Source organism: Streptomyces canarius (assembly GCF_014650735.1).
GTDB classification, from domain to species: domain Bacteria; phylum Actinomycetota; class Actinomycetes; order Streptomycetales; family Streptomycetaceae; genus Streptomyces; species Streptomyces olivaceoviridis.
The window spans coordinates 33,850-55,114 of sequence record NZ_BMVN01000050.1 but is presented as its reverse complement, the minus strand read 5'-3'; the positions used below and the strand labels follow the sequence as shown (position 1 = coordinate 55,114).

At 71.5% G+C, this 21,265-nt stretch carries 20 protein-coding genes and 2 pseudogenes; 15 read left to right on the top strand and 7 right to left on the bottom strand.

Annotated elements, in window-relative coordinates; all coding sequences use genetic code 11:
• Positions 1-267 precede the first annotated feature (267 nt).
• Positions 268-438, bottom strand: coding sequence for a 50S ribosomal protein L32 (rpmF, locus tag IE294_RS39295; RefSeq protein WP_373315930.1), 171 nt, complete (start codon positions 436-438; stop codon positions 268-270).
• Between the two features lie 626 nt (positions 439-1,064).
• On the opposite strand from rpmF, the gene IE294_RS39290 reads away from it, so the two are divergent.
• From IE294_RS39290 to IE294_RS39280, 3 genes are all read left to right on the top strand, one after another.
• The gene (locus IE294_RS39290; RefSeq protein WP_189894176.1) at positions 1,065-2,000 is read left to right on the top strand and encodes an SDR family NAD(P)-dependent oxidoreductase; all 936 of its coding nucleotides are present in this window, start codon (positions 1,065-1,067) and stop codon (positions 1,998-2,000) included.
• Between the two features lie 63 nt (positions 2,001-2,063).
• Positions 2,064-2,774 carry an alpha/beta hydrolase gene (locus IE294_RS39285; protein WP_189894175.1) on the top strand — a complete coding sequence of 237 codons (711 nt, stop codon included), beginning with the start codon at positions 2,064-2,066 and terminating at the stop codon, positions 2,772-2,774.
• Positions 2,775-2,829: 55 nt separating this feature from the next.
• Complete coding sequence (locus tag IE294_RS39280) at positions 2,830-3,459, top strand: TetR/AcrR family transcriptional regulator (RefSeq protein ID WP_189894174.1); 630 nt, start codon at positions 2,830-2,832, stop codon at positions 3,457-3,459.
• 20 nt (positions 3,460-3,479) lie between these two features.
• On the opposite strand, the pseudogene IE294_RS48230 reads toward IE294_RS39280, so the two are convergent.
• Positions 3,480-3,563: pseudogene (locus IE294_RS48230) on the bottom strand (sulfurtransferase); the annotation flags it as partial.
• A 190-nt stretch (positions 3,564-3,753) separates the two neighbouring features.
• On the opposite strand from IE294_RS48230, the gene IE294_RS39270 reads away from it, so the two are divergent.
• The 3 genes from IE294_RS39270 to IE294_RS39260 all read left to right on the top strand — a co-directional run bounded on the left by IE294_RS39270 (position 3,754) and on the right by IE294_RS39260 (position 8,151).
• Complete coding sequence (locus tag IE294_RS39270; protein WP_189894172.1) at positions 3,754-4,794, top strand: alpha/beta fold hydrolase; 1,041 nt, start codon at positions 3,754-3,756, stop codon at positions 4,792-4,794.
• A 112-nt stretch (positions 4,795-4,906) separates the two neighbouring features.
• Positions 4,907-5,101, top strand: coding sequence for a hypothetical protein (locus IE294_RS39265; protein WP_189894171.1), 195 nt, complete (start codon positions 4,907-4,909; stop codon positions 5,099-5,101).
• A 260-nt stretch (positions 5,102-5,361) separates the two neighbouring features.
• Positions 5,362-8,151 carry a LuxR family transcriptional regulator gene (locus tag IE294_RS39260; RefSeq protein WP_189894170.1) on the top strand — a complete coding sequence of 930 codons (2,790 nt, stop codon included), beginning with the start codon at positions 5,362-5,364 and terminating at the stop codon, positions 8,149-8,151.
• 54 nt (positions 8,152-8,205) lie between these two features.
• On the opposite strand, the gene IE294_RS39255 is transcribed toward IE294_RS39260, so the two are convergent.
• The 3 genes from IE294_RS39255 to IE294_RS39245 all read right to left on the bottom strand — a co-directional run bounded on the left by IE294_RS39255 (position 8,206) and on the right by IE294_RS39245 (position 10,913).
• On the bottom strand, positions 8,206-9,216 hold the full coding sequence (locus tag IE294_RS39255; RefSeq protein ID WP_229917780.1) for a YeiH family protein: 1,011 nt from the start codon (positions 9,214-9,216) through the stop codon (positions 8,206-8,208).
• 40 nt (positions 9,217-9,256) lie between these two features.
• Complete coding sequence (locus IE294_RS39250; RefSeq protein ID WP_189894168.1) at positions 9,257-9,829, bottom strand: cysteine dioxygenase family protein; 573 nt, start codon at positions 9,827-9,829, stop codon at positions 9,257-9,259.
• 178 nt (positions 9,830-10,007) lie between these two features.
• Positions 10,008-10,913, bottom strand: coding sequence for a LysR family transcriptional regulator (locus IE294_RS39245; RefSeq protein ID WP_189894167.1), 906 nt, complete (start codon positions 10,911-10,913; stop codon positions 10,008-10,010).
• 318 nt (positions 10,914-11,231) lie between these two features.
• Between IE294_RS39245 and IE294_RS39240 the strand changes: the two genes are divergently transcribed.
• Both IE294_RS39240 and IE294_RS39235 read left to right on the top strand, forming a co-directional pair.
• A complete protein-coding gene (locus IE294_RS39240) occupies positions 11,232-12,695 on the top strand; it encodes a catalase (protein WP_189894166.1) in 1,464 nt (487 codons plus the stop codon).
• A gap of 138 nt (positions 12,696-12,833) precedes the next feature.
• Positions 12,834-13,220, top strand: a complete 387-nt coding sequence (locus IE294_RS39235) for an ankyrin repeat domain-containing protein (protein WP_189894165.1) — start codon at positions 12,834-12,836, stop codon at positions 13,218-13,220.
• Between the two features lie 59 nt (positions 13,221-13,279).
• Here the strand turns inward: IE294_RS39235 and IE294_RS49925 are convergent, their stop codons facing one another.
• Complete coding sequence (locus IE294_RS49925) at positions 13,280-13,534, bottom strand: hypothetical protein (protein ID WP_373315928.1); 255 nt, start codon at positions 13,532-13,534, stop codon at positions 13,280-13,282.
• A 34-nt stretch (positions 13,535-13,568) separates the two neighbouring features.
• On the opposite strand from IE294_RS49925, the gene IE294_RS49920 reads away from it, so the two are divergent.
• The 7 genes and pseudogenes from IE294_RS49920 (at position 13,569) to IE294_RS39205 (ending at position 20,130) form a co-directional block, all read left to right on the top strand.
• Positions 13,569-14,030, top strand: coding sequence for a hypothetical protein (locus tag IE294_RS49920; RefSeq protein WP_373315931.1), 462 nt, complete (start codon positions 13,569-13,571; stop codon positions 14,028-14,030).
• A pseudogene (locus IE294_RS48225) lies at positions 14,027-14,146 on the top strand (TetR/AcrR family transcriptional regulator); the annotation flags it as partial. The gene IE294_RS49920 and the pseudogene IE294_RS48225, both read left to right, overlap by 4 nt.
• A gap of 503 nt (positions 14,147-14,649) precedes the next feature.
• Positions 14,650-15,318: an SDR family NAD(P)-dependent oxidoreductase gene (locus tag IE294_RS39225; RefSeq protein WP_229917779.1), complete on the top strand. Its 669-nt coding sequence runs from the start codon at positions 14,650-14,652 to the stop codon at positions 15,316-15,318.
• A 138-nt stretch (positions 15,319-15,456) separates the two neighbouring features.
• Entirely contained in the window at positions 15,457-15,837 is a 381-nt protein-coding gene (locus IE294_RS39220) for a nuclear transport factor 2 family protein (protein ID WP_189894164.1), read from the top strand.
• 139 nt (positions 15,838-15,976) lie between these two features.
• Entirely contained in the window at positions 15,977-16,948 is a 972-nt protein-coding gene (locus IE294_RS39215) for a quinone oxidoreductase family protein (RefSeq protein ID WP_189894163.1), read from the top strand.
• 64 nt (positions 16,949-17,012) lie between these two features.
• The gene (locus tag IE294_RS39210) at positions 17,013-17,858 is read left to right on the top strand and encodes an aldo/keto reductase (RefSeq protein WP_189894162.1); all 846 of its coding nucleotides are present in this window, start codon (positions 17,013-17,015) and stop codon (positions 17,856-17,858) included.
• A gap of 562 nt (positions 17,859-18,420) precedes the next feature.
• Positions 18,421-20,130 carry a thiamine pyrophosphate-binding protein gene (locus IE294_RS39205; protein WP_189894161.1) on the top strand — a complete coding sequence of 570 codons (1,710 nt, stop codon included), beginning with the start codon at positions 18,421-18,423 and terminating at the stop codon, positions 20,128-20,130.
• 65 nt (positions 20,131-20,195) lie between these two features.
• On the opposite strand, the gene IE294_RS39200 is transcribed toward IE294_RS39205, so the two are convergent.
• Positions 20,196-21,176: an Lrp/AsnC family transcriptional regulator gene (locus IE294_RS39200; RefSeq protein ID WP_189894160.1), complete on the bottom strand. Its 981-nt coding sequence runs from the start codon at positions 21,174-21,176 to the stop codon at positions 20,196-20,198.
• Positions 21,177-21,265 lie beyond the last annotated feature (89 nt).

The following is a 21,265-nucleotide window of genomic DNA, read 5'->3' as shown; positions in this document are numbered from 1 at the left end:
CACCTACACCGAATACAAGACCATCACCGTCTGACTCCGGTCGTACGGCCCCGACGACGGCGAGAGACGCCGACGGACGGGCCACGGACCAACCACGCACACAACCGCCGACGGCGGCAGGTGGATCCGACCACCTGCCGCCGGCGCGGCGTTTTTGGCTGCCCGCGAACGCCTCGGGTCCGCGAGCTGCTCCGGGCGGCGCGGTGGCCACCGGCCGGTCGCCGGGGGACATGACCGCTACCGCCGGGCCCGAAACCTCGGCGCGGGTCAGGCCGGGGGCAGCACCTGGCGGCCCCGGTAGGTTCCGCAGTGCCGGCAGGCGGCGTGCGGCGGGGTCGGCAGACCGCATGCCGAGTTGGCGCACTGCACGAGCACCGGCAGAGCCGCCTTCCAGTGGGCTCGGCGGTGACGTGTCCGTGCGCGGGACTTCTTGTGCATCATGGGCGATGGTCCGATTCCGTGTGTCATCGCTCTGACCGGGCAGGGCACGCCGGAATCCGACGGGGCCACGCACACCTGTCCCTCAGGTGTCCTGGTCGGACACGGTTTCCTGAGGCGGCGCGCGGGCTCGTGGGAGCAGGGGCCGGTGAAGGTCAGAGCCGCTGGGCGCGGGCACAGTGAGCCCGCTGGGCGTGGGCGAGTGAGCACGCGTCCGCCATGGCCGGGTCCTGACAGGGGTTCGGCCGTCCGCCACCAGTGGGGGAACCCGCGCGCGGGCGAGGTGTGCGAAGCGGCTGGGCTGTCCTCAACCGCTGGTAACCAGCGTGAAGCCTGGACCGGCGCCGATGGGCGGTGGGCTCAGGCTAGGCTCTGTCGACTTCGATCAGCACGTCGAGGAGGCTAGCAACTGCCGGGCGTGCCCGCAAAACACGCACACTCTCCTGCTCGGCAGGTGCCCGTACGGGAGCTCTCCGCCACCTGCACACGTTTTCCCGCAGGAGTGTCCGCATGACGCCGACCGGCTTGTCTGAACACGCTGTATGGTTGCTCCGTAGGCTTGGCGGAAGCGGCACGTGTGCGACGCGGGCCAAGCGAGACCACCCTTCTGAAGACAGGGCACAGGTATGACGCTGACAACCACTCCGTTCGGAACGCGCGCCACCGCCGTGGAGGTACTCGACGGAGTCGATCTGAGCGGGCGCCGGATGATCGTCACCGGAGGGTCCTCCGGTCTCGGTGTCGAGACGGTGCGCGCGCTCGCCGGGGCCGGAGCGCAGGTGACCGTCGCCACCCGGAACCCCGCCGACGCCGAGCCGCTGGTCAAGGAGTTCCCGGGCACGCGGGCCGTCGCACTCGACCTTGCCGACCTGGCTTCCGTCCGTGCCTTCTGCGATGCCTGGAGCGGGCCGGTCGACGGCCTCGTCGCCAACGCCGGCGTGATGATGCTCCCGACCCGCGAGGTCAACGCACAGGGCTGGGAGATGCAGCTCGCCACCAACTACCTCGGCCACTTCGCCCTGGCCGTCGGTCTGCGCACCGCGCTCCAGGCGGCCGAGAAGCCGCGCGTGGCCGTGGTCAGCTCCGGCGCCCAACTGCGGGCGGGGTTCGACTTCGACGACCCGCAGTTCGAGCGACGCCCCTACGACCCGTTCGTCGCCTACGCGCAGTCGAAGACCGCCGACGTGCTGCTCGCCGTCGGAATCAGCCGTCGGTGGGCCGAACACGGCATCACCGCCAACGCCTGCGCGCCGGGGTGGATCCACACCAACCTGACACGCCACCTCGACGAGGCGACCATGCGGGCTTTCGGTGCCATGGACGCGGACGGAAACCTCCTCACCCCCGACTACTACAAGACCCCGGCCCAGGGCGCCGCCACCACGGTGCTGCTGGCCGCGTCGCCGCTCCTCGACGGTGTGACCGGGCGGTACTTCGAGGACAACCAGGAATCGGAGGTCGTCGACGGGGGCCCCGACGTGATGGCGGGCGTCGCCAAGTGGTCGATCGACCCGACCGCCGCGGACCGGCTGTGGGACCTCGCCCTCACCGCGGTGAGCTGACCCCCGCGACCCCTGTCGACGATGCGGGCCGAACCCCACGGCCGCGTAGACCGAAGGATCGAGATGAACGAAATCACGGGACGCCCCCAGTTCCTCCTGGTGCACGGGGCATGGCACGGCTCATGGTGCTGGCGGGAGCTTCAGGACGTCCTCGCCGACCGGGGCTGGACCAGCCACACGGTCGACCTGCCGAGCGTCGTCCCCGAGGGGTCCGGCGGGAAGCTCCCCGGTCTGCTGGACGACGCCCGGGTGGTCCGCGAGAAGATCGACTCCATCCAGGCGCCCCTGGTGGTCGTCGGGCACTCCTACGGGGGTGCTCCGGTCACCCAGGCGACCCCGGGGGCCGCCAACGTGTCCCACCTCGTGTACGTGGCCGCCTTCGCCCTGGACGAGGGGGAGAGCCTGATGACGTGCTTCGGCGGCGAGCAGCCGGACCCCGCCACGGTGGAGGGCGTCATCCCCGTCCGGGAGGACCCGGCGGAGACGCTCTACAACGACGTGCCCGAGGACAAGAGGAAGGCCGCTCTGGCGCGGCTGCTGCCCCAGACCGCCCTCTCCTTCGCCGAGCCGGTGAGCCGGGCCGGCTGGAAGACCGTTCCCACCAGCTACGTCCTCTGCGACGACGACCGCAGCCTCCCGCCGTCCTACCAGGAGCCGTTCGCCGAGCGGGCCGGTGCCGTCCACCACCTCCCCAGCGGCCACACCCCGCTGCTCTCCATGCCCGAGAAGCTGGCCGATCTGCTCGAACGGATCGCCCACGACACCCCGGCATAGGGTGCTGGAGCGGCCTGCCGAGCCGCGGAACCGCACGATGACCGGAAGGTGCCCGATGAGACCCGTGACCCGCCGCCAGGCCGACCACCATGCCGCGCGGTCGGCCGCCACCCGGGCGCAGGTGATGTCCACCCTGGAGCGGCTGCTCGATTCCGGCGAGGCCTTCTCCGAGATCAGCGTCCAGCGGATCCTGGAGGAGGCGGGCGTGTCCCGGGCCACGTTCTACGCGCACTTCCACAGCAAGTCGGACGTCCTGGTGCGGCTCACCGACGAGCTGCGGGAGTCGCTGCTGACGCTGGCACGGCAGTGGGACCCGGGCGCCGGTGCGGACCGGTTCGCCCGGTTCTTCGAGGAAGTGATCAAGATCCACCGCGCCCATCAGGGTGTGCTCACCGCGGTCCGCGAGGCGGCGTCCTACGACTCCGCTGTGGGCGATTTCTACACCGCCGACCTCGAAGGCTTCGACGAGGCGGTGCTGAGGACCCTGCTGTCCGAACAGGCCGCGGGCTCGACGCCGGCCGACCTCGACGCCGTCGCCGCGAGCCGGATCATCGTCTGGGGAGGCGCTCAGGCCATCGCGCACCACATCCGTGTCGACGACGGCAGCGGTGACGCCGTCTTCGCCCGCGAACTGGCCCGGATCTGGTGGTACGGCGCCTACCGACGCCCCGCCGGGGCCCAGTAGCGCCTCGCCAGGTCGTGGTTCTTGACGTAGCCCTCCCGGTCGACGGAGTCACGGCGGACCGGGCCCTGGAGGTCCTTGGTCCAGTCGATGCGGATCGCGTTCCGCGGACCACACACCCAGAGGTTCGCACATGGACGGCCGGCGGTGTACGTCACGGCCAACCCGCCCTCACCGCCCGTCGGTTCCTTGACAGCGAGGTCTGACGTGGAGATCCTCGTTACCAGTTAGAGCGGTGACGCACGTCAGGTGTGCACATGTGTCTCGCACGCTCCGGACCGAACACGAGGAAGCGACATGATCAGCAGGCGGAGACTGACCCAGGCCATGACGGCGGCAGCGGCGACGGGGGCCGCCGGTCTCGCCGGGGCCGGCCAGGCGTCGGCGGACACGGGCACGGCAGCCGTCAAGGCGTCGACCGGACCGACCGCGGGCGGCCTGGGACCGGTGCGCACCGTGCGCACCGACGTCCTGGACATCGCCTATCACGCGGTCGGCCCGGCCCACGGAAAGCCGGTGATCCTCCTGCACGGCTGGCCCTTCAGCCCCGTCGGCTCCTACACCGAGGTGGCTCCCGCGCTCGCCCGGCGCGGGTACCGCTGCTACATCCCCTACCTGCGCGGCCACGGAGAGACCCGGTTCCTGCACGGGGACACCTTCCGGTCCGGTGAGCAGGCCGCGCTCGGCGCGGACCTCATCGCCTTCATGGACGCGCTGCGCATCCCGCGGGCCCTGTACGCCGGGTACGACTGGGGCGGACGGGCCGCCGACGTCGCCGCCGCGCTGTGGCCGGGGCGCTGCACCGGTCTGGTCTCCGTGAACGGCTACCTCATCCAGAACCTCGCCGTCGCCGAGGAGCCGCTGACCCCCTCGATCGAGTCGGGCTACTGGTACTTCTTCTACTTCCTCACCGAGCGGGGGCGGAAGGGACTCCTGCGCAACCGGGAGGAGCTCGCCCGTGTCGTCTGGCACCGCAACTCGCCCGAATGGCAGTTCACCGAGGCGGAGTTCGCGCAGGCGGCCGAGCTGTGGACCAACCCCGACTACGTCGACGTGGTGATCCACAGCTACCGCCACCGCCTGGCCGACGCCCCGGGCGACCCCCGGTACGCCGAACTGGAGCGCAGGCTGCTGGACCAGCCGAAGATCACCGTCCCCACGGTCACCCTGGACGGGCAGGCCGACGGCGTCATCCCGGCCACCGACGGAAGCGGCTACGCCGCCCACTTCACGGGCCCCTGGACGCACCACGTCGTCCCGGGCGCCGGCCACAACCTGCCCCAGGAGCGGCCCGAGGCGTTCACCGCCGCGATCCTGGAGGTCGACGCCATGAGGTGACCGGCGGCACATGCGTCACCACCTTGACAGGTGACGATCGGCGGTGCACGCTGAGAGTCGTCCCCGGCGGAAACGAGGACGCCATCCACGATCGACGAAGTGGAGCATGGTCATGAACAACGAATTCACCAGCGATGCCGCCGCCGCGGCGGTGCGGCAAGCCCGCTTCGGCCGGCTTCCCGAGCGCATCCGCTTCGAGGACATGACCGAAGAGGTGGAGGTCGAGAAGGGCGGCGGGGCGAACTCGTACAACCCCGAGGGCTCGTGGCAGTACTACTCGTGCCTCGCGTTCGACCTGGGGCTGTAGACCGTCCCCGTCCCCTCCCCGGGAGCAGCCCCCACCGAAGCGACGGTCGGCGCGCCACCGCGTCGCCCGCCGCGTCGGCGAGATACGGCCGCACACACCCGGCCCGCGTCACCGGCGACATACCGATACGTCAGGTCGCCAAGCGGACACACGGTGTCGGATGATCCGATACGCTGTCGGGCCGCGTGTTTACACTGAGTGAACCGATGTACAACACGGCGCTTCCCTTTTCCTCGCGACCCTATGGAGACAGCAGCCCGATGAGCGACCTGGACCACCCGGCCGCTCCCGCCGCAGGACGGCTGATCGGGCGGGACCGGGACCTGGAGTTCATACGGTCCCACCTCAACGGTTCCGCGGTCCATGGCGCGTCCCTGCTGCTGTCGGGCGAGGCGGGCATAGGGAAGACGGCGCTCCTCGACGCGGTGGCGGCGGAAGCCAGGCAGCTGGGTACCCGCGTGCTGCGGGCGAGCGGCGTGCAGTTCGAGGCGGACATCGGCTACGCCGGTCTCAACCAGTTGCTCGTGCCGTTCTTCGACTCCTTCGACCTGCTGGACACTGCCCACCGCGACGCCCTGCGGGTCGCGGTGGGCATCGGCGACGGCCCGCCCCCCAACCGTCTGCTGACGTCCACCGCGGCCCTGATGCTGCTGCGCCGGATCGCCGACGACACGCCGTTGCTGATCGTCGTCGACGACCTGCCCTGGCTGGACCGGGCCACCACCTCGGTACTGGGCTTCGTGGCACGGCGGCTCATCGGCAGCTGCATCAGCTTCCTGGCGGCCTCCCGCGTCACCTCCGACAGCTTCTTCGAGTCGAGCGGCCTCACCGAACACCGGCTCCAGCCACTGGACGAGGCGTCGTCGGCCGAGCTGCTCCATCGCACACACCCCGAGATGTCCCTCGCGGTAAGGCGTCGCGTCGCGGCCGCGGCACACGGCAACCCCCTGGCGCTGCTGGAGCTGTCCGCCGCCCTGGAGGCCGAACAGCGCACGGCACCGACGGCGATGCCCTCCGTCCTGCCCCTCACCGAGCGCCTCCAGACTCTGTTCGCCGCGCGCGTGGCCGATCTGCCGGAGCCGAGCCGGGAGTTGCTGCTGATCGCGGCGCTCGAAGGCACGGGCGACCTGGCCGTGATCGAGGCCGCCGGGGCCGGACGTGCCGTGATCGACGACCTCGAACCCGCCGAACGCGACCGGCTGATCGCGATCTCCGCCCCCTCCCGGCGGCTGTCCTTCCGGCACCCGCTGATCGGCGCGGCGGTGGTGGCACAGGCGACAGCCGCGGACCGCCGCCGGGCGCACCGGGCGCTGGCCGCCGTGCTCACCGACCAGCCGGAGCGCCGCGCCTGTCACCTCGGAGAAGCGGCGACCGGCCCGGACGAGACGGTCGCCGGCCTCCTGGAACAGGCCGCCCTGCTGCGCCTGGCGCGCGGAGACGCACTGGGCGCGGTCGCGGCGCTCACCCGCGCCGCGGGGCTCAGCCCCGCGCCGGCCGACGAAAGCCGCCGGCTGGCCCAGGCCGCCTACATCGGCGCCGACTCCGGCGGCGAGCTGGCAGACGCCTCACGCCTGCTGGCAGGAGCCCGGCGGGCCGATCCCGGCGCCGGGGAATCGCTGTACGCGGCAGCGGCATTCGCACTCCTCCTGATCAACCAGGAAGGCGACATCGACACCGCGCACCGGCTGCTGGTGGGCGCGATAGAGACGGGGGGACACGGCTGGCACGCGTCCGACGGCGCCCTCGTCGAGGCCCTGTTCACCCTGACCACCCTGTGCTGGTCCAGCGGCGACCCGCAGAAGTGGCGGCCCCTGTTCCGGGCCCTCGACCGGCTCACTCCCGGGCCCCCCGACCTGTTGTGGGTGTGCGCCCAGACCGTGGCGGACCCCGCTCGCACCGGGCACCGGGCACTGGAGGCGCTCGACGCGCTGCTGGCGGACGTCGGCCAGAACCCGACCCGCGTCACCCGCATCGCCACCTGCGCGATGTACCCGGAGCGGCTGGCGGACGTGCGGGAGGCGTGCCAGCGCCTGGTCGAACAGGGCCGGGCCGGCACCGCACCCGCCCGCCGGCACCTGGCGGCCCTGCTCCACCTGTGCACGGACCACTACCGCACGGGCCGCTGGGACGAGGCCGTAAGCCTGGCCAGTGAGGGCCTCGTCCTGTGCGAGCAGCACGGCTATCGCTTCTTCGCCCGCAAGTTCCAGTACGTGCAGGCGCTGGTGGCCGGGGCGCGCGGCGACGCGGAGACGAGCACGGCCCTGTCCGAGGAGATCGTCGGCTGGGCCGTCCCGCGCGGCGCCCATGGTGTACAGGTCCTCACCTTCCACACCCGAGCGCTGACCGCCCTCGGCGCCGGCGACTTCGAGGCCGCCTACCGGCACGCCACCGCCCTCGGCCCGCCCGGAACCCTCCCTCCCTACCTCCCGCAGGCCATGGCCGTCACCATGGACCTGGTGGAGGCGGCCATCAGGACGGGGCGCCCCGCCGAAGCCGCCGCCCACGCGGCGGCCGTGCGGGAGTCCGCGATGGCGGACCTGGCGCCGCGCCTCGCCATGCTCGTGCTCGCCTGCGAGGCCCTGACCACGCCCGGCGACGACGCCTTCGACCTGTTCGACCAGGCGCTGCGCCGGGCCGAACCCGGCGCCTGGCCGTTCGACGTCGCACGGATACGCCTCTTCCTCGGCGAGCGCCTTCGACGCCGGCGCTTCACGAAGGAAGCCCGCGAGCAACTGACCGAGGCGTTGCGGGCGTTCGAGAAGCTGGGCGCGGCCCCCTGGGTGGCCCGTGCCATGGCCGAACTGCGTGCAGGGGGCCCTGGCGCGTCGGCCACCGCGCAGCCGGGGAAGGGCGCACTGACCGCTCAGGAGCGGGAGATCGCCACCCTGGCGGCCACCGGACTGACCAACAAGCAGATCGCCGAACGGCTTTTCCTGTCGCATCGCACCATAGGTACGCACCTGTACCAGATCTACCCCAAACTCGGCATCAACTCCCGAGCCGCGCTGCGCGACGCCCTGGCCGGTCTCGACCTGGACGACGCCGGCTGAGGGGCCCGTACGGCCGTACGGTGACGGGACCGGGCGGGGCGGGCGTACCGGAACTCAGCCGGTGGTCAGCAGGACGCCCGCGTACGACACCCCGGCCACCACGACCCAGGACGCCGCCCCGAGCACCAGCATGCGCCGGCCGGACTTGCTCGCGAGTGTGCTCAGGTTCACCGCCGCGCCGAGACCGAAGAGGGCCGAGGCCAGCACGAAGTGCTGCACCGCAGCGGTGTGTTCGAGCACCGCGGTGCCGAGCAGCCCGGTGCTGCGCAGCAGGATCATCGCCAGGAAGCCGACCACGAACAGGGGGAGTGCCGCAGGCCGCTCGCCGCCCGCGTCCGCCCCCCGGGACCGGCGCAGGGCGACGGCCGTACCGGCGGTCAGCGGGGCGAGCAGGACCACCCTCATCAGCTTGACCAGGACGGCGTCGCGCAGGGCGAGCGGACCGGCGGTCTGCGCGGTGGCGACCACCTGGCCGACATCGTGGACACTGGCCCCCGCCCACCGGCCGAACCGCACGGGGTCCATGCCGAGGACGGTGTGCAGCACGGGCAGGACCGCGATCGCGAGCGTGCCGCACAACGTGACCAGCGCGACCGCGCCGGCGACGTCGTCCTCCTCGCTCCTGGCCACCTGGCCCACCGCGCCGATGGCCGAGGCACCGCAGATCGCGTAACCGGCGGCCACCAGCAGCGGAACGTCGCCGGGCAGGTCAAGCCGCCGGCCCAGCCAGTAGGTACCGCAGAAGGTGGCGAGGACGACGCAGACCACCATTCCCAGCGTCGGCAGCCCGAGCCCCGCCACATCGGCGAGCGAGAGCTGGAGCCCGAGCAGGACGACGCCGACCCGCATCAACCGCTTCGCCGCCACGGCCAGTCCGGCCTTGGCCGACGTCCGGACGAAGACCCGGATCCCGGGCAACTGGCCGGCCGCGACACCGAGCACCACCGCGATGGTGAGCGTCGGTACGGCGGGCAGCGCCCCGTGCAGCGCCGTCGCCAGCAGCACACCGGCCGCCGCCAGCGCCAGACCGGGCACGGCGCGATGCCGGGGCCACTCCCTGAACACGGGCGGGATGAACGATCTGTCGTGGACTCCGCTCACGGCGTCAGTCGCGCTCGTCGGCAGGGCGCTCGTACACGCGTCGCACACTGCTGCCCAGACGCACCACGTCGGCGCCGTAGACGTGGAGGGAGATCGCCGTGCCGGTTCCGCAGTTGCGCACCTCGTGGATGTCACCGGGCGGGGCGAAGCCGCAGACGGAGCCCACCGGGTTGGTCACCACCTCCGTGACGACCAGGCGGGCGCCCGCGCCCTCGGGCACGAGGCGGTAGCGGTGCTCGCTCTCCGTCCCCTGGTGGACACCCGTCGCGCACCAGGAGACGTGGTCGTGGACCGGGGTGCGCTGACCGGGCAGCCAGACGAGCGCCACCACCGAGAAGCTGCCGTCCGGTTCGGCGTGCAGCACGTGCTGCGTGTAGCGCTCGGGCGAACCGACGCACTGTTCGGCGGTGAGCAGTCCGGGATCCGCCAGGTAGCCGCGCAGCGCCTGGCCGGCCAGGTCGGCGGACCGCGCGGGACTGAGGCCACGTGCCACCACGGCCCGGATGTCCGCTGTCAGGGCCGCCGCCGTCTCGGTGATGCGCGCACTGCCGGTCGCATGAGCGGTGGTTGCTGTCATGCACGGCAGCTTCGGGGCCGTCGCACACCGGCGTCCAAGCAGCGTTTCTTCGCTCGTCCCAACCACCGCTTATGCGAGCCGGGAGGCGCCGGGCGCCGAGCCGGTCATGCGCCGGCCGGGGGGACGGGCGTCGTGGTGGAGGCAGCAGCGGTTCCCGGCGTACGCGTGTCCGGTGGGGTCAGCAGCCGTTCCGGGCGGCGGCGGCCGAGCGTATGTGCTCCAGCACCAACTCGGTGGCCGGCAGGTGCACATGCTCGCGCAGCGCGTAGGCACTGACCCGGCGGAAGACGTTCGGCTCGATCAACCGGCCGGTCACCTGGCGGTGGTTGAGGAAGGAGAGCACCAACGAGGGGGCGACCGCGATGCCCACCCCGGCAGCCACCAGGCTCTGCAACGCGAGATTGTCGTCGGTGGTGAAGACGACGTCCGGTTCGAACCCTTCCTCGGCGCAGATCTGTAGTAAGTTCGCCCGGCACCGGGAGCACCCCGCCACCCAGCGCGCCCGGGCCAGCTCGGCGAGGCGCACGGCACGCCGGCGGGCCAGCGGGTGGCCGACCGGCAGCAGGACCACCAGCCGGTCCTCCAGGAGGTCGATCTCCGCCAGCTCGGGCGGGACTTCGGTGCGCAGCCCCGGATAGCTGAAGGACAGTGCGATGTCGCAGGCGCCGGACAGCACCCGGTGCAGGGACTCGGGCGGCTCGGCCTCCTGCAACTCCACCCTTACGGCAGGGTGGTCCGCCAGCAACCCGGCCACCGTTTCCGGGATCAGTGTCGCGTTGGCGCTGGGGAAGGCGCAGACGCGGACGCGGCCGGCACGCAGTCGCGCCAGTGCCTGGAGCTGCTGCTCGGCGTCGCGCAGTTTGCCCAGGATCTCCTCCGTGTGACGGGCCAGCGTCCGTCCGGCCTCGGTGACGCACATCCGGCGGCCCTTGCGGGTGAAGAGCGGCACGCCCGCCTCCCGTTCGAGCGCCCGGATCTGCTGCGTGACAGCGGGCTGGGTGTAGCCGAGGGAGCGTGCGGCGGCGGTGAACGAACCGGTGGTGACCACCTCGTGGAAGGTGCGGAGGCGTCGGGAGTCCAGCATGCGCCGATCATAAGCAGAAGTTTGGCAGCGGCGACCGAACGTGTGCTCCGGCGAGGCCTGAACGCTCCCTGTCCGTCATCGGCGTCGGGCTGCGGACGATGCGCCCCAGGGTCTCCGTGCCGGGCGGCGCGGACGACTTCTCGCCGCCGTCACGAGCAGGGATGTCCGAAACACCTATGCCACTAGGTCACCTTGACGCGGATATGTTCCAACATAGGATGTGTGTCGGTGCAAGATTCAGGGCGGCTCGCGCGGGATCGTCCGGCCTGGCGCCACGCGTTGAACACACGTGAGGGACCACTCAGCGAGGAGCGAGCTTTGCCCGAGAACAACCAGAGGCCGTTGACCACGGCTGCCGGTGCACCGGTTCCCGACAACCAGAACTCCCTGACGTCCGGTCCGCGGGGCCCGATGCTCCTCCAGGACGTGTGGTTCCTGGAGAAGCTCGCTCACTTCGACCGCGAGGTGATTCCGGAGCGCCGTATGCATGCCAAGGGCTCCGGCGCGTTCGGGACCTTCACGGTGACCCACGACATCACGCGGTACACGAGCGCGAAGATCTTCTCCGAGGTCGGCAAGAAGACCCCGCTGTTCGCCCGTTTCTCCACCGTCGCGGGCGAGCGCGGCGCGGCCGACGCCGAGCGTGACATCCGCGGCTTCGCCCTGAAGTTCTACACGGACGAGGGCAACTGGGACCTGGTCGGCAACAACACCCCGGTGTTCTTCTTCCGCGACCCGCTGAAGTTCCCCGACCTCAACCACGCGGTCAAGCGCGACCCGCGCACCAACCTCCGGGACCCCGAGAACAACTGGGACTTCTGGACCAATCTCCCCGAATCTCTGCACCAGGTCACGATCGTGATGTCCGACCGGGGCATCCCCGCGTCGTACCGGCACATGCACGGCTTCGGCTCCCACACCTACAGCCTGGTCAATGCCGAGGGCGAACGGTTCTGGGTCAAGTTCCACCACCGCACCCAGCAGGGCATCAAGAACCTCACCGACGCCGAGGCCGAAGCCCTCATCGGCAAGGACCGCGAGTCGCACCAGCGTGACCTCTTCGACGCGATCGAGAGGGGTGACTTCCCGAAGTGGAAGCTGTTCATCCAGGTCATGCCGGAGGCCGACGCGGAGAGCTACCGCTTCCACCCCTTCGACCTCACCAAGGTCTGGTCGAAGAAGGACTACCCGTTGATCGAGGTCGGCGAGTGGGAGCTCAACCGCAACCCCGACAACTACTTCGCGGACGTCGAGCAGGCCGCCTTCAGCCCGGCGAACGTGGTTCCGGGCATCGGCTTCTCCCCCGACCGGATGCTTCAGGGCCGTCTCTTCTCCTACGGTGACGCCCAGCGCTACCGCCTCGGCGTGAACCACCACCAGATCCCCGTCAACGCCCCGAAGAACCCGGTGAACTCCTACCACCGCGACGGCGGCATGCGCGTCGACGGCAACCAGGGAGCGACGCCGGGCATCGAGCCCAACTCCTACGGACGCTGGCAGGAACAGCCCGCCTACCGTGAGCCGAGCCAGGCCGTGGGCGCCGTGGCCGACCGCTTCGACTTCCGCGCGGACGACGCCAACTACTTCGAGCAGCCCGGCGACCTGTTCCGCCTGATGAGCCCCGAGCAGCGGCAGGTCCTCTTCGAGAACACGGCCCGCGCGATCAACGGCGCGTCCCGGCCGACCGTCGAACGGCACATCGCCAACTGCACCCAGGCCGACCCGGCCTACGGCGAAGGCGTCCGCAAGGCCATCGAGGCCCTGGCCGCCGGCGACCTCTGACCCCTTCGCCCCACGGCACACACGAGACATCGCCCCCGGCCCGGCGCGAGCGCGGAACACGCTCACGCCGGGCCGGAGCATGGGGGATGGGGGGGCATGGGGGAACCACCGTGACCGCACGATCCGGAGAAGGGGCACATGACCAGCGGTGGACTGACTCCTGAGCAGACGCGACGCGTCATGGCCATCGCCATGGACCTGGCCCGGGAGGGCAGCACCGCAGCATTGGTGGAGTTCGTGGAGCACGGGCTCCCGGTCGACGCCCGCGACGAGGCCGGCAACACCCTTCTGATGCTCGCCGCCTATCACGGCCACGCCGACACCGTACGGGCCCTGATCGCCCTCGGTGCCGACCCGGACCTGCGCAACGCCCGCGACCAGTCGCCCATCGCCGGTGCCCTGTTCAAGGGCGCCGACGACGTCGTGGGGGTACTGCGGCGGGCCGGCGCGGACCTGGACTCCGGAACGCCGACCGCGCGGGCGGCAGCCGCCCTGTTCGGCCGCGCCCACCTGCTGGCGGACTGATCCGCGAACGCCCGGCCGCGGTGGCAGCCGTACGGCGCGAGATGTCTCGGGAGCCGCTCTCACGCAGTCCGGCCGGTGCCGCCTCGTAAGGTGCCGGGGTGTGGCCCCGGAGCGCGGGTCGACGAGGTCACGGTGCAGGTGGCGCTGTGACTGAGGGCGGTGGTGAAGCTGCCGTCGGCGAACTGGACGAGGGGCCCGCGGGGCGAGCGGCCGACGGTGATGGTGCGCGCGTGGACGTCGTCGGTGTGCCGGGCCGGGACACGTGCGGCGGCGGCGCGGTCGCCCACGCTGGTCAGGATGTGTCCCGTGGCCATGACGCCCTGGGCGGCGAGGCGGTCCAGGTGGGTGGTGACGGCGCATGCGTGCCTGCTCGTGGGTCTCGGTGTCGGCGGCCTGTTCCTCGGCCACCGCCGTCTGCCGGACGTGGACGACCTCCAGTGGGCTGCCGGTGTCCCGGGCGAGCCGGGCGGCGGCGTCGACGACGGCCGGGGCCTGGTCGTGGGCGCCGACGGCGACGATGACCGGCGGGGTGTCGGACGCGGCCACGTTGCCGACCGGCGTGAGGGACGGCGCCGCCGGCTGGTCGTCCCCGGTGTCCGCCTCCGCCTCGCGCAGCAGCCGGTGGCCGCCGGCCAGGACCGGTACCGCGAGCAGGAAGGCGGCGGCGCCGAGGTGGAAGGGGACGCGGGTGGGGTCCGGATCCCGGCGGACCTCGGGGCGCGTCGGCCACGGCGGTGCCGGCGAGACCGGCCGGAGCTATATGGACCACGCGGTCCACTTTGTGGGATGGTGGGGGGAACAGGCAACTGACGGCGAAGGGCAGGGCGACGCGGCAACGCATCATCGTTGCCGCGGCGCTTCTGATCAGGGAGAAGGGGGCCGCCGAGACGACGCTCGACGACGTGCGGGCGGCCACGGCGACATCTGGCCGTGGCCGTGGCCGAGGCGATCGACCCATTGCGGCGCGTGAAGGCGGACGCCGCGCAGGCGTGAGCACCGCAGTGGACTTGCCGGTCCAATTTTGAGGGAGCAGGATCGGACCATGCCGTCCAATCCTGCTGTGGTCGACTCAGCCGTCCCTGTCGTCCAGCCCCCTCCCGCCCACGCCGGTGCGACGCGGGCCGCACTTGTGCTCCTTTCGGCCGCCTCGGTCTCGTACGCCCTGGTCCAGTCCGTGGTGAACCCCGGGCTGGAGGCGCTGCGCGATCACGTCCACGCCGGCCGGCTCGGCGTGGGATGGGTGCTCCACCGGCTTCCCGCTCGCGAGCGCCGTCCTGACACCCGTACTGGGCCGGGTCGGCGACCAGGTCGGCATGCGCCAGGTCCTCGTCGCGGTCCTCGCGCTGCTGGCTGTCGGAAGCGTGATCGGCGCCCTCGCCGCCGCATCGGCCGAGGGGTCGCGATCGCGTACGGTCGGGAGGGCGCACATGTGGTCGTCTCGGGCCGTGACACCCAGCGGGGCGCCGAGGTCGTGGCGGAGATCCGGGCCAACGGTGGCCGTGCCGACTTCGTCGCCGCCGACCCCGACGGCTCGGCCGCCGCCTCCCGTGCTCTCGCCGACGAGGCCCGGTCCGTGCTCGGCGGCCGGGTCGACATCCTGGTCAACAACGCAGGTATCTTCCCGGCCAACGGAACACTGGACAACGAGGCCACCTTCGACCGCGTCCTCGCCGTCAACGTGAAGGCCGCCTTCTTCCTCACCGCCGCCCTTGTGCCCCACATGACCGAGTCGGGTGGCGGCGCGGTGATCAACCTCGGCTCCTGGGCTGTCCGGCAGGACCTCCCCCAGGGCATCGCCTGCACCGCGTCGAAGGGCGCGCTAGAGGCCCTGACCCGCGCCTGGTCCGCCGAGTTCGGCAGCCGCGGGGTCCGGGTCAACGCCATCTCGCCCGGCGTGGTCCTCACCCCCGACCCCGATGAGACGACCCCGAACCCCGTCCGGGTGATGATGAAGGGCACTCCGCACGGCACCACCGGCACCCCCGAGGCCATCGGCCGGGCGGCCGTCTACCTGGCAAGCGACGAGTCCTCGTTCGTACACGGCACGGTGCTCGACGTGGACGGTGGCCGCACCGCGGTCGCCGTCATCGCGGGCTGACACCTCCCGCGCCCGGTACGCCGCGGTCACGCGAGCGCCGCTGGGCGAAACACCATGGGCTCACCGCCCCGAGAGCGCGTTCTGTGCTCGCAGCACCCGACAACCCACACACGTATCACCGATTCCGGAGGCCCTGTCATGGCTGTCACCGACAACGACACACTGGTCCGCGACTTCGTGAACACCTTCAACGCGCAGGACGCCGACGCCCTCGCCCCGTTCCTGGCCGATGACGTCGTCTTCACCGCCTACGGGGACGCGCCGGTCAAGGGGCGCGACGCGGTGGTCGCGCTGTGGAAGGGCGTGTTCGCCAACTTCGAGCAGATCAAGTTCGAGACCGTGCACCAGGCGGTCAACGGCGACGTCGTCATCGCCGAGCAGATCCACGGGCTCGCACTGCCCGGCGGCAAACTCGCCCCGGTGATGAACATGGCCGTCTACGAACTCCGCGACGGCAGGATCGCGGCCTGGCGCGACTACACCAACCCCGCCTACGCGTCCACCCTGCTACAGGCCTGAGCGGAGCGCTCCGCCGAAGACGCGGCACGCGCCGCCGTCCTCCCCATCCGCGACAACAGGGCCCCGGCCGACCCCGAGGGACCCGTCAACACACTCGCCGGCCGACCCCGGCCGTACCGAACAGAAAGAGGTGTGCACCATGCGTGCTGTGGTAATCGAAGAGCTGGGCGGGCCGGAAGTGCTCCAGCTGAGGGAATGGCCCGACCCCGAGCCCAAGCCCGGTGAACTGGTGGTGGACATCGACTTCGCCGGTGTCAACTTCATGGACACCGGCACCCGCGCCGGATTCGCGGTCCCCGGCGACCTGCCCTTCATCCCCGGTGTCGAGGGTGCCGGCCGGGTCACCGCCATCGGCGAGGGCGTCAGCGGGCTCGCGATCGGCGACCGGGTGGCCTGGGTCTCGGTCTACGGCAGCTACGCCGAGAAGATCGCGGTCCCCGCCGACCAGGTCGTCCCCGTCCCGGACGACATCCCGAGCGACATCGCCGCCGCGACGATGATGCAGGGACTCACCGCGCACCACTTCGTCACGGAGTCCGCGCCCCTGGCCGAGGGCGAGACCGCGCTCGTGCACTCCGCCGCCGGCGGTGTGGGACGCCTCGTCACCCAGTTGCTCAAACTGCGCGGCGCACGGGTGATCGGTCTGGTCTCCCGCGCGGAGAAGGTCCCGGCCGCGAAGGCGGCGGGCGCGGACGAGGTCCTCGTCTCCTCCGGCGGCGATTTCGTCGACCGGGTCAAGGACCTGACGGACGGCGAGGGGGTGCACGCGGTCTTCGACGGCGGTGGCGCCACCACGTTCCGGCCCTCGCTCGACGTTCTGCGGCGGGTCGGCACGCTGGTCTACTACGGCCCGCTGATCGGTGACATCCCCACCGTGAGCATGCTCGAACTGCCCAGGAGCGTCAGAATCACCTACGCGGTGTACGCGGACCACATCCACAACCGGGAGCTGCTGCTCCGGCACGCCGCGGACCTCTTCGACAAGATCCGCGAGGGCAGGCTGCGGATCGACGTCAGTGAGCGCTACCGGCTGGGCGCGGCAGCTCAGGCACACGCGGACATCGAGTCGCGGCGTACCTCCGGCAAGCTGCTGCTCGACCCGAGCCGTTGAACCGGCCGGGTACCTCTGCCGCCCTTCGCACAGCCTCCTACCGATCACACCCGGGGAGAGCCAGATGAAGCCGTACCGGATGCCCCTGAACGACGGCACGACGATCCCCCGACTCGGGTTCGGAGTGCTCTTCGTGCCGGACGAGGCGACGGAACACGTCGTCGGCACCGCCCTTGACGTCGGCTACCGGCACATCGACACCGCGCAGCTCTACCACAACGAGGCCGGAGTGGGCCGAGCGCTCGCGCGCTCCGGCCTGCCCCGCGACCAGCTGTACGTGACGACCAAGCTGCACAACGGCCACCACGAGCCGGCCCGCGCGAAAGCCTCGCTCGCCGAGTCCCTGGAGAGACTCGGACTCGACCACGTGGATCTGTTCCTCATCCACTGGCCCCTGCCGACTCTCTACGACGGCGACTACGTGTCGACGTGGCAAGCCCTGATCGAGTTGCGTGACGAAGGCCTGACGACCTCGATCGGAGTCTCGAACTTCGAGCCGCACCACCTGGACCGGATCGTCGCGGCCACCGGCGTCGTCCCCGCGGTCAACCAGATCGAGGTCCATCCGTACTTCGCCAACGACACCGCCCGGTCGGCGACCCGCCGGCACGGTGCGATGGTCGAGGGCTGGTCGCCGCTCGCTCGCGGTGCCGTCCTCGACGACCCGGTGATCACCGAGATCGCGGGTGCGCACGGCCGTACCCCGGCTCAGGTGGTGCTGCGCTGGCACCTGGAGCGCGGTGACATCGTGTTCCCCAAGTTCGCGAACCGGGCGCGCATGGTGGAGAACCTCGGGGCCACCGAGTTCGTCCTCAGCCCGCAGGAGACAGCGGCGATCGACGCGCTGGACCGTGGCGAGCCCGGACGTACGGGTCCGCATCCCGACACCCTGGACATCGTTCCGGACTGACACGTGCGCTGACACACCGTTCCGGCGCCTACGGATCGGATGGGCGGGTCTCGGGTTGCCGCAGGGCCTCCGCCTTGGCGCGCGCCTCTGAGGCACGTGCGACGCGGAGGGCACTGAAGAGGCCGGCCGCGCGGGTCCAACTCTCCCGCGCCTGTTCGGTCTCTCCCCGTTCCAGTTGAGCTGATGCGAGGTTGCCGAGCACCTCGGCCTGGCGTGTGTCTGCTCTGGAACACGCGCACCCAGGAGAAGTTCCGTTCGGTGGTGGCTCGGTGTTCCGCAGGCAGCCGGTGCAGCTGATCGAGGTCCGGGGCTACCGTGGTGCCCGATCGCCGAGGATCACACATCCGTTCGCGGCGTCGCCCACGGTCGTTGACGTCCACCACCGCCAGTACGGCGTCGGCCCTGTCGCGTACGTCGTCCCTGGCACGTGCTGGTCCGAACTCCGCCACTGCCCCACACCCGCCGTCCCACACCTTCTCCTTCACCGCCGTTACGTCGCTGTGAGATATGTTTCCAGTAGACATGTGTGAGATGCGGAAACGGAGAAACGGGGAAGGTGCCCATGCGGAGTGCTCCTGAGGCCGCGGCGGGCGGGAACGCGCTGTCGACGACCTTCGCCGACGCGATCGGACAGACGCTCGCCGAGGACGGGGTACGGCACGCCTTCGGTGTCGTCGCCAACGGCAACGTCCTCGCCGTCGCCGCACTCACACGACACGGCGTCCGGTACCTGTCCGCCCGTCACGAGGGCGGTGCCGTCACCATGGCGGACGCCTACTACCGGACCACCGGCGAGGTGGCCGTCTGCACCACGGGCAGCGGGCCGGGGCTGACCAACACGGCGACGGGCCTGGCCGACGCCGTGAAGCACCGCAGCGGTGTACTCGTGCTGTGCGGCGACGCACCCGTGGCCGGACCACGCAGGATCGACATCGACCAGGCCGCGTTCCTCTCCTCCCTCGACGTCCCCGTGGTCCGGCTGACCGACCCGGCGAGCGTGCGCACGGACACGCTGCGGGCCCTGCGACTGGCCCGCGACCAGCAGCGGCCGGTGGCGCTGTGCCTGCCCCAGGACATGATCACGGCACGGACCGCCGAGGCGGGTGCCGCACCCCGGCCGCAGGCTGCGCACCGCGGGCCGGTGGACACCGTTCGGACGGCGCCGGTGCTGGACGCGCTCGCCACCGCCCGGCGTCCACTCGTCCTGGGCGGCCTGGGAGCCTGGCGCGCCGGAGCCGCCAAGTCCCTGATGGAGCTGGGCGACCGGATCGGCGCGCTCTACACGACCAGTGCCATGGCCGGCGGACTCTTCGGCGACAGCCCGTGGTCGCTGGGCGTGTGCGGCGGGTTCGCCTCCCCGCGCGCCGCCGCACTGATCGGGCAGGCCGACCTGGTGCTCGCCTTCGGCGCGAGCCTCGACCGGTGGACGCTCGCCGACGGCCGCCTGCTCGCCCCCGACGCGGTGCTCGTGCAGGTGGACACCGGGCGGGCGCCCACGGCCGGCCGGGTGGACCTGTTCGTCCCGGGCGACGCCGACGAGGTTGCCGCGAGCCTGCTGGACGGCGTCCGGGCACGGGATCCGCGCCGGTCCGGCTGGCGGGAGGACATCACCGCCGGACGCATCGCCGAACTCGGCTGGGACCGCGAGCCCTTCCTGGACGCCGGCACCGGCGACCGCGTCGATCCGCGCACGCTGACCCTCGCCCTGGCCGGACTGCTGCCCCGGGAACGCACGCTGGTCACCGACGGAGGCCACTTCGTCGGCTGGCCCGCCATGTACTGGTCCGTTCCCGACCCCGCCGCCTACGTGTTCACCGGGGCGGCCTCCCAGAGCATCGGCATGGGTTTCGCCGGCGCGGTCGGCGCCGCCGTGGGCCGCACCGACCGGACGACCGTGGTGGCCCTCGGCGACGGCGGCGCGCTGATGGGCCTGTCCGAACTGGAGACGTTGGTACGCACCGGGCACTCGGCTCTGGTGGTGATCTACGACGACGGCGGATACGGCATGGAGGTCGTCCTCTTCGGTGACCGCGGCGCCGACCTCGACAGCATGGTCTTCGGTGACACGGACTTCGCCGGGGTCGCCCGTGCCCTCGGGGCGCGCGGCGCCACCGTGCGGTCGGTGGCGGACCTGGCCGTCGTCCGCGACTGGCAGTCCGGGGGAGCCGAAGGCGTCCTGGTCCTCGACTGCAAGGTCGTCGACGGGGTCGTGGCCGACTGTCTGGCCGGACTGACCACGGTCATCAGCGGCCGGGCGACCGACGACCGGTAGCGCGCGGCGGATCCGGCCGGTGCCGACCTACGCCCACGGCTTCCCCTCGGCTTTCCCGGGCGGGCTCAGAAGCCCGGGCGGGTCAGGCCGGTGCGTTTGACGGTGGCCAGGACCGGGGTGGTGTCGACCGAGGTGATCTGCTGCATGGCTCCGATGGTGTCGGTGAGGAAGCGGTAGAGCGCGTCCAGGTCGGTGGTGGTGACCATGACCAGGAGGTTGGCGGGTCCGGTGGTCGCGGCGGTGAAGCGGACGGCGGGTTCGCGGCTGAGCTGCTCGCCGGCGGCCTGGAGGGCGCTGGGTTCGACGGACAGCCACAGTTGGGCCTTGGTGCGCAGTCCGAGCAGGGCCAGGTCGGTCTCGGTGACCAGCCGAACCGTGCCGTCGTGCAGCAGTGCCTCCAGGCGGCGCCGTGCGGTGCGTGGTGTGGTGCCGGTCCGCTCGGCGAGCGTGGCGTAGTCGGCACGGGCGTTCTCGGTCAGGGCCTGGATCAGGGCCAGGTCCGCGGAGGGCAGAGGGGCCGGTGGCGGGGAACTCAGCGGGAACGGCCGCACTCCGAGGCGCGCGGCCTCCTCGTCGTCCAGCAGTCGGGCACCCCAGTTGAGGGAGGCGGGGAAGACCCGCAGCAGGGTGTGGGAGGTCCAGCCGTGGACGGCGTCGGTGGCCGGCAGGTCGCGCAGCAGGAGGCGATTGCGTGCCTCGGTCCCGTCCAGGAAGACGATGGTGCTGATCTCGTCGCCGCCGCCGAGGATGTCGACCCAGAGGGTGTCGGTGCGGCGCGCCAGGGTCGAGGCGACCGTTCTGATGCGCTCGGGACGGCAGCGGATGCGCAGGGCCATGGGCACCAGGTGGGGGAAGCGGATCGGATTGCGCTCCGCGGTGGCGCGCAGCGTGCCATCGGCGTACAGCGGGCCGGCGCGGCGGACCACGGTGCGTTCGGACAGCCCCAGGCACACGGCGACGGCCCGCCAGGAAGCGCGCGGTGAAGCGATCAGAGCTGCGGCGATCCGCTGATCCGTCTCATCCAGACTTTGGCGCACGATCGGCATTCTATACGGCGTACGTGACGCCCAATGTGATTTTCGAGGGCCGGTTCTGGCGTTGTATCGCCGTGCGGTCAAGGATGGATCACGCGCAG

Bases quoted from the DNA above. Each gene is read 5' to 3' on its own strand.
- IE294_RS39220 (WP_189894164.1), top strand. From the start codon at position 15,457: ATGGCTGTCACCGACAACGACACACTGGTCCGCGACTTCGTGAACACC.
- IE294_RS39285 (WP_189894175.1), top strand. From the start codon at position 2,064: ATGAACGAAATCACGGGACGCCCCCAGTTCCTCCTGGTGCACGGGGCA.
- rpmF (WP_373315930.1), bottom strand. From the start codon at position 438: ATGCACAAGAAGTCCCGCGCACGGACACGTCACCGCCGAGCCCACTGG.
- IE294_RS39280 (WP_189894174.1), top strand. From the start codon at position 2,830: ATGAGACCCGTGACCCGCCGCCAGGCCGACCACCATGCCGCGCGGTCG.
- IE294_RS39205 (WP_189894161.1), top strand. From the start codon at position 18,421: ATGCGGAGTGCTCCTGAGGCCGCGGCGGGCGGGAACGCGCTGTCGACG.
- IE294_RS39270 (WP_189894172.1), top strand. From the start codon at position 3,754: ATGATCAGCAGGCGGAGACTGACCCAGGCCATGACGGCGGCAGCGGCG.
- IE294_RS39245 (WP_189894167.1), bottom strand. From the start codon at position 10,913: ATGCTGGACTCCCGACGCCTCCGCACCTTCCACGAGGTGGTCACCACC.
- IE294_RS49925 (WP_373315928.1), bottom strand. From the start codon at position 13,534: ATGGCCACGGGACACATCCTGACCAGCGTGGGCGACCGCGCCGCCGCC.
- IE294_RS39290 (WP_189894176.1), top strand. From the start codon at position 1,065: ATGACGCTGACAACCACTCCGTTCGGAACGCGCGCCACCGCCGTGGAG.
- IE294_RS39260 (WP_189894170.1), top strand. From the start codon at position 5,362: ATGAGCGACCTGGACCACCCGGCCGCTCCCGCCGCAGGACGGCTGATC.
- IE294_RS39215 (WP_189894163.1), top strand. From the start codon at position 15,977: ATGCGTGCTGTGGTAATCGAAGAGCTGGGCGGGCCGGAAGTGCTCCAG.
- IE294_RS39200 (WP_189894160.1), bottom strand. From the start codon at position 21,176: ATGCCGATCGTGCGCCAAAGTCTGGATGAGACGGATCAGCGGATCGCC.
- IE294_RS39250 (WP_189894168.1), bottom strand. From the start codon at position 9,829: ATGACAGCAACCACCGCTCATGCGACCGGCAGTGCGCGCATCACCGAG.
- IE294_RS39265 (WP_189894171.1), top strand. From the start codon at position 4,907: ATGAACAACGAATTCACCAGCGATGCCGCCGCCGCGGCGGTGCGGCAA.
- IE294_RS39235 (WP_189894165.1), top strand. From the start codon at position 12,834: ATGACCAGCGGTGGACTGACTCCTGAGCAGACGCGACGCGTCATGGCC.
- IE294_RS39210 (WP_189894162.1), top strand. From the start codon at position 17,013: ATGAAGCCGTACCGGATGCCCCTGAACGACGGCACGACGATCCCCCGA.